Origin of the sequence: Streptomyces sp. NPDC060028, from assembly GCF_042736725.1 — a bacterium.
Classification (GTDB): Bacteria; Actinomycetota; Actinomycetes; order Streptomycetales; family Streptomycetaceae; genus Streptomyces.
On record NZ_JBHWVJ010000009.1, the window covers coordinates 46,471 to 58,385 of the forward strand.

Annotated in this window: 13 protein-coding genes; 7 read left to right on the forward strand and 6 right to left on the reverse strand. The window is 73.3% G+C overall.

Features of this window, described 5'->3' with window-relative positions:
- Window positions 1-278: 278 nt before the first annotated feature.
- Entirely contained in the window at window positions 279-671 is a 393-nt protein-coding gene (locus ACFWBF_RS07315; protein ID WP_385596571.1) for an SHOCT domain-containing protein, read from the reverse strand.
- A complete protein-coding gene (locus ACFWBF_RS07320) occupies window positions 671-1,078 on the reverse strand; it encodes a DUF6325 family protein (protein ID WP_385596574.1) in 408 nt (135 codons plus the stop codon). The genes ACFWBF_RS07315 and ACFWBF_RS07320 overlap by 1 nt, the downstream gene beginning before the upstream one ends.
- Before the next feature lie 96 nt (window positions 1,079-1,174).
- Between ACFWBF_RS07320 and ACFWBF_RS07325 the strand changes: the two genes are divergently transcribed.
- From ACFWBF_RS07325 to ACFWBF_RS07335, 3 genes are read left to right on the forward strand one after another with little or no spacing between them, the layout of a single operon-like run.
- Window positions 1,175-2,572, forward strand: a complete 1,398-nt coding sequence (locus tag ACFWBF_RS07325) for an FtsW/RodA/SpoVE family cell cycle protein (RefSeq protein WP_385596577.1) — start codon at window positions 1,175-1,177, stop codon at window positions 2,570-2,572.
- On the forward strand, window positions 2,569-4,047 hold the full coding sequence (locus ACFWBF_RS07330) for a penicillin-binding transpeptidase domain-containing protein (protein WP_385596580.1): 1,479 nt from the start codon (window positions 2,569-2,571) through the stop codon (window positions 4,045-4,047). The genes ACFWBF_RS07325 and ACFWBF_RS07330 overlap by 4 nt, the downstream gene beginning before the upstream one ends.
- Window positions 4,048-4,090: 43 nt before the next feature.
- Complete coding sequence (locus ACFWBF_RS07335) at window positions 4,091-4,576, forward strand: DUF3291 domain-containing protein (RefSeq protein ID WP_385596583.1); 486 nt, start codon at window positions 4,091-4,093, stop codon at window positions 4,574-4,576.
- 51 nt (window positions 4,577-4,627) lie between these two features.
- On the opposite strand, the gene ACFWBF_RS07340 is transcribed toward ACFWBF_RS07335, so the two are convergent.
- Window positions 4,628-5,734: a ferritin-like domain-containing protein gene (locus ACFWBF_RS07340; protein ID WP_385596586.1), complete on the reverse strand. Its 1,107-nt coding sequence runs from the start codon at window positions 5,732-5,734 to the stop codon at window positions 4,628-4,630.
- 187 nt (window positions 5,735-5,921) lie between these two features.
- On the opposite strand from ACFWBF_RS07340, the gene ACFWBF_RS07345 reads away from it, so the two are divergent.
- The 3 genes from ACFWBF_RS07345 to ACFWBF_RS07355 all read left to right on the forward strand — a co-directional run bounded on the left by ACFWBF_RS07345 (window position 5,922) and on the right by ACFWBF_RS07355 (window position 7,955).
- Window positions 5,922-6,860 carry a diiron oxygenase gene (locus ACFWBF_RS07345; RefSeq protein WP_385596589.1) on the forward strand — a complete coding sequence of 313 codons (939 nt, stop codon included), beginning with the start codon at window positions 5,922-5,924 and terminating at the stop codon, window positions 6,858-6,860.
- A gap of 95 nt (window positions 6,861-6,955) precedes the next feature.
- Window positions 6,956-7,669: a TetR/AcrR family transcriptional regulator gene (locus ACFWBF_RS07350; RefSeq protein ID WP_385596592.1), complete on the forward strand. Its 714-nt coding sequence runs from the start codon at window positions 6,956-6,958 to the stop codon at window positions 7,667-7,669.
- A 10-nt stretch (window positions 7,670-7,679) separates the two neighbouring features.
- Window positions 7,680-7,955, forward strand: coding sequence for a hypothetical protein (locus ACFWBF_RS07355; protein ID WP_385596594.1), 276 nt, complete (start codon window positions 7,680-7,682; stop codon window positions 7,953-7,955).
- Window positions 7,956-8,061: 106 nt separating this feature from the next.
- On the opposite strand, the gene ACFWBF_RS07360 is transcribed toward ACFWBF_RS07355, so the two are convergent.
- From ACFWBF_RS07360 to ACFWBF_RS07370, 3 genes are all read right to left on the reverse strand, one after another.
- A complete protein-coding gene (locus ACFWBF_RS07360; protein WP_385596597.1) occupies window positions 8,062-9,315 on the reverse strand; it encodes an ATP-binding protein in 1,254 nt (417 codons plus the stop codon).
- Window positions 9,312-10,046, reverse strand: a complete 735-nt coding sequence (locus ACFWBF_RS07365) for a hypothetical protein (protein ID WP_385596600.1) — start codon at window positions 10,044-10,046, stop codon at window positions 9,312-9,314. Before ACFWBF_RS07365 ends, ACFWBF_RS07360 begins: the two co-directional genes overlap by 4 nt.
- A gap of 193 nt (window positions 10,047-10,239) precedes the next feature.
- The gene (locus ACFWBF_RS07370; RefSeq protein ID WP_385596603.1) at window positions 10,240-10,899 is read right to left on the reverse strand and encodes a hypothetical protein; all 660 of its coding nucleotides are present in this window, start codon (window positions 10,897-10,899) and stop codon (window positions 10,240-10,242) included.
- A gap of 185 nt (window positions 10,900-11,084) precedes the next feature.
- Between ACFWBF_RS07370 and ACFWBF_RS07375 the strand changes: the two genes are divergently transcribed.
- On the forward strand, window positions 11,085-11,897 hold the full coding sequence (locus ACFWBF_RS07375; protein ID WP_385596606.1) for a nuclease-related domain-containing protein: 813 nt from the start codon (window positions 11,085-11,087) through the stop codon (window positions 11,895-11,897).
- Window positions 11,898-11,915: the final 18 nt, after the last annotated feature.

Genomic DNA, 11,915 nt, shown 5'->3' on the forward strand with positions numbered 1-11,915 from the left:
GATCACCTCCGGCCCGCGATGCTGCCACGCCCGGTATGACAAATCCCCCACCCGAGCCCCCGCCCCACCCCGAGCCCACCCATCCGGCGCATCCCGCCCGGGCAAATCCAGCCTCGCTGCCCGGGCCGGGGCAGCCTCGCCCGGGCAAAATCAGCCCCGCCGGCGTTTGAGGCGCGGGTCCGGGCGGAGCCCGGGGCATGCCCGAGCCAGGGCAGCCCCGCCCGGGCAAATCCAGCCCCGCCGGCGTTTGAGGCGCGGGGTCCGGGGCGGAGCCCCGGCTACGGGTGGAGGAGGCGGGCCTTGGCCGTGGTGAACTCCTCCGGAGTGAGCAGGCCCTCCCGGGCCAGGTCGGCCAGCTGCCGCAGCTCCGCCGCCAGACCGCCGCGCGGCGGCTCCGCAGGCCCTGCCTCCGGGGGCTCCACGGGCTCCGGCTCGGCGGGCTCGGCCGGCTCGGCCGACTCGGCGGGCTCCACCGGCCCCGGCTCGCCCGGCTCCGGCTCGGCCGGCTCGACCGCCCCCGCCGGAATCCACCGCACCCCGTGCCGCGGCGCATCCGCCCGCACCGTACCCTCCGCCGCCCCCGCCGCCCGCGCCAGCAGCCCCCGCAACAGCGGGCTGCCCGCAGGGCGATCCGCCGACCGCACCGTGACCCGCACCGGCCGGATGAACATCAGGCCGCGCCCGTCCGGGGATCGGCCGGGACCCGGTCCACGGGGATCCGGACCGAGCCCACGATCCGCCCGCCCGCCGCCCGTACCGCGATCGCCGCGTCCTCGGCCCACACGTGCTCGACCACCAGCAGCAGCGCGCAGCTCCCGCGCTCCAGCAGCCCCGCCGACTCCTGTACGTCCTCCGGCCCGATCAGCCGGGCCGCGTCACGGCCCGTCAGCAGGCCCCGTAGCTCCACGAACTCGTCGAACTCGGCGGCCAGGACTTCCCCCGCCGCCGTCCTCGTCACCACGAGCCCGTCGATGAGCCGTACCACCCCGGTCTTGCGCAGTCCCATCACCGCCTCGACCGCCGGCACCCGCAACTGTTCCTCCGGAAAGGCCAGGACGATGAATTCCACAGGTCCCATGAGGCTCGGCTCCTGATTCCGACCGGTTCTGACGACTCTTCGGCACACTATGACATAACCGGACATAGGGGCCGCCTGCTTGCTACGTTTCCCCGTATGACCGCTCTGACGGCAAAGGTCGCGGACCCCGCCCCGCCGCCGCCCCCCGACGCCCGCGCCCCCAGGCGTCGCGGCGTCGAGCTGTCGCTCCTCGCCGGCGCCGTCCTGATCGCCGTCCTCGGCCACCTCTACGTCGGCCTCGCCACCACCGGCCGCGTCCCGAGCGCCGCCGCCCACTACGCCGGCGGCCTCGCCGCCGCGGCCCTGGCCGCGCACCTCGCCGTGCGGCTGCGCGCCCCGTACGCCGATCCGCTCCTGCTCCCGATCGCGGTCCTGCTCAACGGCCTCGGCCTCGTCCTCATCCAGCGCCTCGACGCGACCACCCCCGGCCACCTGACCGCAGGCGGGCAACTGCGCTGGTCCGCCCTCGGGCTCGCGCTCTTCGTCCTCGTCGTCGCCGCCCTGCGCGACCACCGCGTACTGCAGCGCTACGCCTACCTCTCGGTGGCCGCCGCCCTCGCGCTGATGCTCGTACCCGTCTTCTTCCCGGCGGTCAACGGCGCCCACATCTGGATCCGGTTCGCCGGACTCTCCTTTCAGCCGGGGGAGTTCGCCAAGATCCTGCTCGCCGTCTTCTTCGCCGCCTACCTCGCGGCGAACCGCACCGCGCTCGCGCTCACCGGCCGCCGGCTGTTCTGGAAGCTCAAGCTCCTGCCCGGCCGCGTCCTCGGTCCGATCCTCGCGATCTGGCTGCTCAGCGTCGGCGTGCTCGTGCTGGAGCGCGACCTCGGGACCTCGCTGCTGTTCTTCGGACTGTTCGTGATCATGCTGTTCACCGCCACCGGGCGGATCGGCTGGATCGCGATCGGACTGCTGCTGGCCGCCGTGGGCGCGTACGCCGTCGGGACCTTCGAGCCGCACGTGCACAGCCGTGTGAACGACTGGCTGAATCCTTTTGCCTCCATCGAACGGGGCGTGGGCCCCGGCCAGCTCGCCCAGTCCCTCTTCGCCTTCGGGGCCGGCGGGCTGCTCGGCGCCGGACTCGGCCACGGCCAGTCCTTCCTGATCGGCTTCGCCGCCAAGTCGGACTTCATCCTCGCCACCGCCGGCGAGGAGCTCGGCCTCGCCGGCCTCACCGCGATCCTGCTCCTCTACGGGCTCCTCGTCTCCCGCGGCTTCCACGCCGGCCTCGCGCTGCGCGACCCCTTCGGGCGGCTCCTGGCGACCGGGCTCGCCTCGATCGTCGCGCTCCAGGTGTTCGTCATCGCGGGCGGCGTCACCGGGCTCATCCCGCTCACCGGCATGGCCATGCCCTTCCTGGCCCAGGGCGGCTCCTCCGTCGTCACCAACTGGATCATCGTCGCCCTGCTGATCCGGCTCAGCGACAGCGCCCGCCGACCCCGACCCGCCCAGGAGCCGGCCCGGGAGCCCGCGGCGCAAGGCGGTGCGGGGTGATCCGCTACATCCGCTGGTGCGCGTACTTCTGCGCCCTGCTGCTCGTCGCCCTGCTGGTCAACGTCGCCCGCGTGCAGGTCTGGGAGGCCGCCGCCTACGGAGCGAACCCGGCCAACAAGCGCCCCGCCATCGAGCGCTACGCCGAACCCCGCGGAGACATCCTGGTCGACGGCCGGCCCGTCACCGGCTCCCGCGACAGCCGCCAACTGCTGCGCTTCGAGCGGACGTACAAGAACGGCCCGCTCTACGCCCCGGTCACCGGCTACTCCTCGCAGACCTACGGGACCAGCTTCCTGGAGCGCGCCGAGGACGGGATCCTCTCCGGCACCGATCCCGGGCTCTCCGCCTTCCCGCTCTGGTACGAGCTGTCGCGCGGCCGCCCCGGCGGCGGGAACGCCGTCACCACTGTCCGGGGCGCCGTGCAGGCCGCCGCGTACACCGGGCTCGGGGGCAAGCGGGGCGCCGTGGCGGCCGTCGAGCCGGCGACCGGCAGGATCCTCGCGCTCGTCAGCAGCCCCTCGTACGACCCGGCGCTGCTCTCCGGGACGGGCCCCGGGGTCGAGGCGGCCTGGAAGCGGCTGAACGCGGACCCGGCCAAGCCGATGCTCAACCGGGCGCTGCGCGAGACCTACCCGCCCGGCTCCACCTTCAAGATCGTGACGGCGGCGGCCGCGCTCGACGCGGGCGTGGTCACCGACGTGGACGCGCCGACGCAGACCCCCGACCCCTACCCGCTGCCCGGGACCAGCACCCGGCTGCCGAACGCGGGCACCGGCTGCCAGGACGCCTCGATGGCGGACGCGGTGCAGTGGTCCTGCAACACGGTGATGGCGAAGATCGGCGTACAGGTGGGCCTGCGCGGGATGGTCGAGGCGGCGCGGCGCTTCGGCTTCAACGACGAGGCGTTGCGGGTGCCGTCCTGGGTGTCGCGGTCGAACTTCGACACCGACATGAGCCCCGACCAGCTGGCCCTGTCCTCGATCGGGCAGTTCAACACCACGGCCACCCCGCTGCAGATGGCGCTGGTGGCGGCCGCCGTGGCCAACGGCGGTGAACTCAAGTCCCCCCGGCTCGTGGACCGTACGACGCAGGACGACGGCGACCAGGTCCGCCGCTCCGACCAGCGCACCCTTGGCCGGGCCATGAACCCGGCCACCGCGATGCGGCTCCAGGACCTGATGGTCCGGGTGGTGGAGAACGGCACGGGCCGCAACGCCGCCATCCCGGGCGCGGTGGTCGGCGGCAAGACCGGCACCGCCCAGCACGGGGTCGGCAACGCGGGCACCCCGTACGCGTGGTTCATCTCCTGGGCCAAGGCCGAGGGCGCCCCGCTGCCGGCCGTCGCGGTGGCGGTGGTGGTCGAGGACGCGGCGGCCGACCGCGGGGACATCAGCGGCAACAGCGCGGCCGCGCCGATCGCGCGGGCGGTGATGGAGGCCGCGCTGTCCGGGGCCGGGGGGCCGTCCGCTCCGTGAAACGCCCGGCGGGGCGGGCGGCCCGGGTGATATCGCTGGCGGCATGACCCACGAACTGGCCCAGGTGAACGTGTCCCGACTCAAATACCGGCTCGACTCGGCGGAGTTGAAGGACTTCGTGGACGGGCTGGAGCCGGTCAACGCGGGGGCCGACGCGGCGGACGGCTTCCTGTGGCGGCTCCAGGGCGAGGGCGGCGACGCGACCGACGTGCTGTTCTTCGGCGACGAGTGGATCCTGGTCAACATGTCGGTGTGGCGGGACACCGAGACCCTGACCGCCTTCATGTACCAGGGGCGGCACCGCGAACTGATGGCCCGCCGGCGGGAGTGGTTCGAGCAGCTCGCGGAGGCGGCGACGGTTCTGTGGTGGGTCCCGGCGGGCGAGCGCCCGACGGTCGCGCAGGCCGAGCGGCGCCTGCTGCACCTGCGCGAGCACGGCCCGACCCCGTACGCCTTCACCCTGCGGGCGTCCTTCCCGCCGGAGCCGGAGCCGGAGCCGGAGCCGGAGCCCGCGGCGCTTTCGGTGTAGCCGGGTGCGGTGCGTCGGCCCCGCCCGCGCGGGGCCGGCGGGTCTGCGGGTCTACGCCTCGCCTCCCTCCGCGATGGCGGCCCGCACCTCCGCCACCCGTTCCTCCTCCTCGGCCCTGAAGCGCTCGCGGTCCAGGGCCTCGGCGATCTCCTCGTCCTGGCTCATGAGCAGGTCCAGGTTGGAGTCGCCCATGTCGAAGACACCCATCTCCAGGTAGGCCTTCTGCAGTCGCTCGCCCCACAGCCCGATGTCCTTCACGCACGGCACGATCCGGCTGAACAGCAGCTTGCGGAACAGGTGCAGGAACTCCGACTCCTCGCTGAACTGCTCCGCCTCCCGCTTCGGGATGCCGAAGTTCTCCAGCACCTCCACCCCGCGCAGCCGGTCCCGCATCAGGTGGCAGCCTTCGATCACGAACTCCTCGCGCTCACGCAGTTCGGCGTCCGTCAGCTGCTTGTAGTAGTCCCGCAACGCCATCCGCCCGAAGGCCACGTGGCGGGCCTCGTCCTGCATCACGTACGCGAGGATCTGCTTCGGCAGCGGCTTGTCGGTCGTGTCGCGGATCATCCCGAACGCGGCCAGGGCCAGGCCCTCGATGAGCACCTGCATGCCGAGGTACGGCATGTCCCAGCGCGAGTCGCGCAGGGTGTCGCCGAGCAGCCCCTGGAGGCTGTCGTTGATCGGATAGAGCATCCCGACCTTCTCGTGCAGGAAGCGCCCGAAGATCTCGGCGTGCCGGGCCTCGTCCATGGTCTGCGTCGCGGAGTAGAACTTCGCGTCCAGGTCCGGCACCGACTCGACGATCCGCGCCGCGCACACCATCGCGCCCTGCTCGCCGTGCAGGAACTGGCTGAAGTTCCAGGCGGTGTAGTGCCGGCGCAGCTCACCCTTGTCCTTCTCGGTGAGTTTGGCCCAGTGCCGGGTGCCGTAGAGGGTCAGGGCCTCGTCCGGGGTGCCGAGCGGGTTGTACGGGTCCACTTCCAGGTCCCAGTCGATGCGCTTGGCACCGTCCCACTGTTTGTCCTTGCCCTTCTGGTAGAGCGCGAGCAGCCGCTCGCGGCCCCCGTCGTACTCCCAGCTGAACCGGGCCGATCCGGTCGCGGGGACGGGCCAGACGCCCTCGCCCGGGTCGTTGGTGTAGAGCTCGTGCGTCGACACTGACGCCCCCCTCGGTCACGTACTTCCGTACAAGACTGGACAGTTGGCAGCGTCACACGTTGGTAGACGCGCGGTCAACAAGTCGTGCGCGGGGGATTGACGACCTTGCTGACAGGCAGTCTCATAAGGAGTGACCGCTGGTAACCCCGGCTGTATCCATCCAACGAATGGGCGAGGTGCCCCCGCCATGACGACCACGACCGACCCCACGGATCGCCGGGTCCTGCAGGACGCGCTCGGCCTCCTCAAGGACCGCGAGCAGATCGCCGAGCGACTCCTCGAATCCTCGGCCAAGCACTCCTTCGACCCCGACAAGGAACTCGACTGGGACACCCCGCCGATCGAGGGCAAGTACTACTGGCCGCCCGAGCTGCTCTCCCTCTACGACACCCCGCTCTGGAAGAAGATGGGCGAGGAGCAGCGCATCGACCTCTCCCGCCACGAGGCGGCGGCGCTCGGCTCGCTCGGCATCTGGTTCGAGATCATCCTCATGCAACTGCTGGTCCGGCACATCTACGACAAGTCCCTGACCAGCAATCACGTCCGCTACGCGCTCACCGAGATCGCCGACGAGTGCCGCCACTCGATGATGTTCGCCCGCATGATCCAAAAGGCCGGCGCCCCCGCCTACCCGGTCTCCCGCCTCAACCACAACCTCGCCCGGGTGCTCAAGACCATCTCCACGACCCCGGGTTCCTTCGCCTGCACCCTCCTCGGCGAGGAGATCCTCGACTGGATGCAGCGCCTCACCTTCCCGGACGAGCGCGTCCAGCCCCTCGTACGCGGCGTGACCCGCATCCACGTCATCGAGGAGGCCCGGCACGTCCGCTACGCCCGTGAGGAGCTGCGCCGCCAGATGCTCACCGCCCCGCGCTGGGAGCAGGAGCTCACGCGGATCAGCTGCGGCCAGGCCGCCCGCGTCTTCTCCCTCGCCTTCGTCAACCCGGCCGTCTACGACAACGTGGGCCTCGACCGCCGCGAGGCGCTCGCCCAGGTCAAGGCGAGCGGGCACCGCCGGGAAGTGATGCAGGGCGGCGCGAAGCGCCTCACCGACTTCCTCGACGACATAGGAGTCCTGCGCGGGGCCGGCCGGAGGCTGTGGAAGAGCTCGGGGCTCCTGGCCTGATGAGCTGACGCCCCATGGGCCCGGTGCCCCGGTGCCCGGTGCCCCGGTGGCCCGATGACCCCGTGACCCGGACGGCGTAGGGCTACCCTGCGGACATGACCGTACGCGCGTACCGCAGGTTGAGCGTCGAGGAGCGGCGGGCCCAGCTCCTCGACGCGGCCCTGTCGCTGTTCGCGCACCGGGCGCCGGAGGAGGTCTCGCTCGACGACGTCGCCGAGGCCGCCGGGGTCTCGCGCCCGCTCGTCTACCGCTACTTCCCGGGCGGCAAGCAGCAGCTGTACGAGGCCGCCCTGCGCTCGGCGGCGGACCTCCTGGAACTGTGCTTCGCGGAACCCCAGGAAGGCCCGCTCACCCAGCGGCTGTCCCGGGCCCTGGACCGCTACCTCGCCTTCGTCGACGAACACGACGCCGGCTTCGCCGCCCTGCTCCAGGGCGGCAGCGTCGTCGAGACCTCCCGTACGACGGCCACGGTCGACGGCATCCGCCGCGCGGCGGCCGAACAGATCCTCTTCCACCTGTCCGTTCCGGCGCCCGGGCCGCGCCTGCGCATGATGGTCCGCACCTGGATCACGGCGGTCGAGGCGGCCTCCCTCATCTGGATCGACGAGGGCAAGCAGCCGCAGGTCGACTCGCTCCGGGACTGGCTGGTGGACCAGTTCATCGCCCTCCTGACGGCCACCTCCGCCACGGACCCCGAAACCGCGGCCGCCGCACGGGCCGCGCTCGCCCTGGAATCGGCGGACGGCCCGGTCGGGGTCCTCGCCCGCCGCGTGATCCCGGTGGTCTCCGAGGCCGCGCACCTGCTGTGACACTGGAGGGGTGAGAAGCCAACCCACCCCCTTCGAGGGCGGCCCGATGGACGGCCGGGTCCTGCCGATCCTCCTCGGCCCCACCGGCCACCCCCCGAAGTGGTACGAGATCCCGGTCCCGACCCCGGACGGCGGCCCGCCGACACTGCTGCTGTACGAGCGGGTCCCGTCGGGCTACTCGAAGCGGCTGGGCCTCCAGAAGGGCTGGAAGTACGCCTACACCCCCTCGGGCACGAAGCCGAAGCCGCGCTGGCCCTGGTCGAAGCCCCCGACCCCGCGGCCCTGACGCACCGACGCCGGTGGGGATGAAGGGCGGCGGCATCAGCCGAAATCCAGCCCCCGGGGGGTCCCCCCGGGGGGAGGCTGGGGGAGCGTGAGGCGAGGCGCCCGGGCTACGGGACGGCCGGCGGGGGCTCCGGGAGGGTCAGGATCGCCACCGCCCCGCCCCCCTCCGCCGCGCCGAACTCCAGCCGCGCCCCGATGACCTCCGCCTGGCCCACCGCGATGGTCAGCCCCAGCCCGTGCCCCTTACCGCCACTGCGGAAGCGCTGCGGCCCGTGCGCCACCAGGTACGCCGGGTACCCGTCCCCGTGATCCCGTACCGTCACCACCGGCCCGTCCACCGTCACCACCACCGGCCCCCGCCCGTGCTTGTGCGCGTTGGCCACCAGGTTCCCCAACACCCGCTCCAGCCGCCGCCGGTCCGTCTCCACGTGCGCGTCCCGCAGCACGACGACCTCCGTCTGCGCCTCCGCCCCCGACGCCCGCACCACCCGCCGTGCGAGCCGCCCCAGCTGGTGCAGGTCCGTCTCCACCACCTCGCTGCCGGAGTCCAGCCGCGAGATCTCCAGCAGGTCCTCGGTCAGCCCGCGCATCGTCCGTACCCGCTCCTGCACCAACTGCGTGGCCCGGCTCTCCGGCAGCAGCTCCGAAGCCGCCTGCAAACCGGTCAGCGGAGTGCGCAGCTCGTGCGCGACGTCCGCCGTGAACCGCTGCTCGCTCAGCAGCTTCGCCTGCAGGCTCCCCGCCATCGTGTCCAGCGCGGCCGCGACCGTCGCCACCTCGTCCTGGTGCCGCGAGGGGTCCTTCGTGCGCGCGTCCCCGACCCTGGCGTCCAGGTCCCCCTGCGTGATCCGCCGCGCGACCGTCGCCGTCTGGTGCAGCCGCCGCGTCACGCGGGTCACCGCGAACGCGCCGACCAGCAGCGTCCCGCCGATCGCCAGCACCGAGGACCCGATGATCGCGTTGTCCAGGCCGCTGATCGTCCGCGCGCTCTGCCCGTAGTCGACCGCGGTGGCCAGCGCCCGCCCGTCGGCCGGCGCCGCCGCCCACATCACCGGCCGGCCCTCGTAGTCGGCCACGACCGTGCCGCGGTGCCCGGACAGGGCCAGCGCCCGCAGCGAGGCCGGCAGCTCGGCCGGGTCCAGCCCGGACGCCGGCGGCAGCGCCTCGCCCGCCTCGTACGCGCGCGAGGCGTCGTGCAGCTTGCCGAGCGCCTTGTCCCGCGCCGTCGCGACCGTCTGCCGCGTCACCTCGACGTGCACCAGCGCACCCACCACCGCCGCCAGCGAGCAGCACATCACCACGATGAAGCACGCCGACTTCCAGGTCAGCGTGGCCGTCCAGGCGGGCAGCCGGATCCTCACGAAGAGCCCGGCCCGCTCGCGCCGCCCGCGGGCATCCGTACGATCTGCTCGCGCGTCGGCAGCATGCTGCGCTGCTTCTCGTCCCAGGACCAGGCGTTGATCAGCTCGTACCCGCCGAGCCCGCTCGGCATGTGCAGGATCACGTCCTGCCCGGCCAGCTCCACGCTGATCAGGGTCTGGGTGGTCGCCATGATGCGGTTGAGCCGCCCGTCGGCGTCCGCCGTGTACACCCGTACGGACATCTGGTCCTCGGGGAGCCGCACACCGATGATCAGCTCGTCCTTGCCGTTCCCGGTGAGGTCCCGGTAGTACGGCGTCAGCACCGGGCAGTCCTGGGGCTCCGCCCCCTCCTCTCCGCACTCCTTGATCGCGTCGGCCGTCTCCCGGGGCATCCCGTCCGGGCCGACATCGGCCTTCGGGCGCGCCCGCACCTCGGCCTGGACCAGGGTGACGGGGTCGATGCCGTGCACGTTCTGGTCCTGCACGGGCGCGATGCCCGGCACGTACTCGGGCGGCGCGCCCCCCGGATCCGCGGGCGGTACGGAGGCCCCCTTGCGCCCGGGCCACAGATGTACGGGCCCGCTCGCGGTCGGGGTCGGACCGGCGTTGGCCAGGCCGCCGGTGTCGCCGCAGCCCGTCACGAGCAGCAGCAGGAGGGGCAGCGCGGGCAGGGCGGCGCGGGCGCGCGGGGGGAACCGGACGGAAAAGCGGAAGGGAGGGGAACTCGCCACCCGTACGTCCTCCTCTCCGGGGCATGACCCTGCGTCGCGTCAACAGTAAGCAGAGGTACGCCGTCTTTGCGCGCGAGGCCCGCCCGGCCGACTCGGCGGCGGACCCGCGGGGGCGCGGGAAGGCACCACCCGGACCGGCCCTGGTGAGGCCTGGGCCGCTTCTCTCCGGCTTCTCTCCGGCTTCTCTCCGCCTCTAGCCGTCCGTACGGCCGCGGCGCAGCATCGCGAAACCGAGTCCGGCGGCGCCGATCGCGGTGACGCCGGCGCCCGCCGCGAGCAGCATCAGGCCACTGCCCGGGCCGTCGGCCAGGGTGTTCAGCCGCAACGCCTCGACGGTCCCGCCGGCCACGGCGGCGGAAGCGGAGCCCGAAACGGAGCCGGAGGTGGAGGCGGAGGCGGAGGCGGAGCCGTGCGCGGGCGCGGGCGCGGAGGCGGCCGTGACTTTGCCGTCGCGGGTCCCGGTCTTGTGCGTGACGACGTGGTTGCCGGCGCTGCCGACGGGCACGGTGTCGCCGACCCAGGAGCTGAGCACCCCGTCGGACCGCAGCGCGAGGTGCAGGTCACCGGCGTCGCCGTAGCCGGTCGAGCCGTCCCGGCTGTTCACCGTGGCGGCCTTGGCGCCTTCCGCGGTCAGCACGTCGGCCTGGTAGGCGTCCTTGGCCGTGCGGTAGACGTCGGCCCTGGAGACGCCGTCGGCGAGGGCGAGCGTCTTGACCAGGGTCCGCTGCGAGGCGGTGGAGGCGGCCGGCACCCCTTCGGCGAGCGCGGCGGCGGTCGGGAGCGCCAGCAGACCGGCGGCGCATGCGGTCACGGCGGCGGCGCGAACGAGGGTGCGGCGGCGGACGGTGCTCACGGGGAGTCCTTCGGTGCTGGTGACGCCCTGGGAAGTCCAGGTGGCACCAACGTAGGCACCGGCCGTTGCAGTGGGGCACTGGTTTTGTAACAGCGGGGCAGCAGCGTCCCGGCGGAGTCGTTACACAACCGGGGGATTGCCGCGCGGCGCCCGGGCTGCTCCCATGGACGGCGGGGGTGAGGGCGATGCGCGGACTGAAGGTACTGCCGAGCGGCCGGCCCGGCCGCGGCCGGCTGTACGTCAATCTGCCCGACGGGCAGGCGGTGGCCTGGTACGACCGGCAGACCAACCGGATCAGCGTCCTGGCGGACGACCGCCGCGAGGAGATCCTGGCGGTGTTGCGCCCCTACCTGAGCGGGACGGTCTCGATCGGCCCGCCCCCCGTCCCCTCGGCCGCGGACCTGCGCCGCCTGGCCCTGCCGCCGGACGAGGACCTGGCCCCGAACCGACCGGGGGAGGCCCTGCTCGGCGAGCTCGAACACGGCACGTCCGGTGCCCGCGCCCGCCACCGGCTGCGCCAGGACCTCACGGCCCAGCAGCGGATGGGGGAGATCCTCGACGCCCTGCCGGAATCGCAGGGCTGGAGAACCCTGCACTCCCTCGGCGTCCCGGGCGTCGGCCGCATCGACCACCTGCTCCTGGGGCCGCCCGGGGTCTTCTGCGTCCTCACGGTCCCGGTCCGGCGCCAGCGCGTGCGGGTCGGCGACATCCTGCTCACGGTGGGCCGCGCCGAACCCCGCCCGGACCCGCGCCGGGTCCGCCTCGCCGCGCGCTACGCCACCCGCGTCCTGACGGCGCCGGTCACCCCGGTGCTGGCCCTGGTCGACGCCTCCCGCGTCGAGGTGGCTCCGAGCGTCCGCGACATCCGCGTCCTGCAATCCCCCGCGGTGACCCCGTACCTCACGGAGGCCGCCACCACCCTCAAACCCCCGGACGTCGAAGCCCTGTTCACCCTCGCCCGCGACCACCGCACCTGGCGGGGTCCCGGGGAGCGGTAGCCGTACACCCCGCCGGGG

What these genes read in the sequence shown, in the direction of transcription:
- ACFWBF_RS07315 (WP_385596571.1), bottom strand. Translation starts at nt 671, where the DNA reads ATGTTCATCCGGCCGGTGCGGGTCACGGTGCGGTCGGCGGATCGCCCT.
- ACFWBF_RS07320 (WP_385596574.1), bottom strand. Translation starts at nt 1,078, where the DNA reads ATGGGACCTGTGGAATTCATCGTCCTGGCCTTTCCGGAGGAACAGTTG.
- ACFWBF_RS07325 (WP_385596577.1), top strand. Translation starts at nt 1,175, where the DNA reads ATGACCGCTCTGACGGCAAAGGTCGCGGACCCCGCCCCGCCGCCGCCC.
- ACFWBF_RS07335 (WP_385596583.1), top strand. Translation starts at nt 4,091, where the DNA reads ATGACCCACGAACTGGCCCAGGTGAACGTGTCCCGACTCAAATACCGG.
- ACFWBF_RS07345 (WP_385596589.1), top strand. Translation starts at nt 5,922, where the DNA reads ATGACGACCACGACCGACCCCACGGATCGCCGGGTCCTGCAGGACGCG.
- ACFWBF_RS07350 (WP_385596592.1), top strand. Translation starts at nt 6,956, where the DNA reads ATGACCGTACGCGCGTACCGCAGGTTGAGCGTCGAGGAGCGGCGGGCC.
- ACFWBF_RS07375 (WP_385596606.1), top strand. Translation starts at nt 11,085, where the DNA reads ATGCGCGGACTGAAGGTACTGCCGAGCGGCCGGCCCGGCCGCGGCCGG.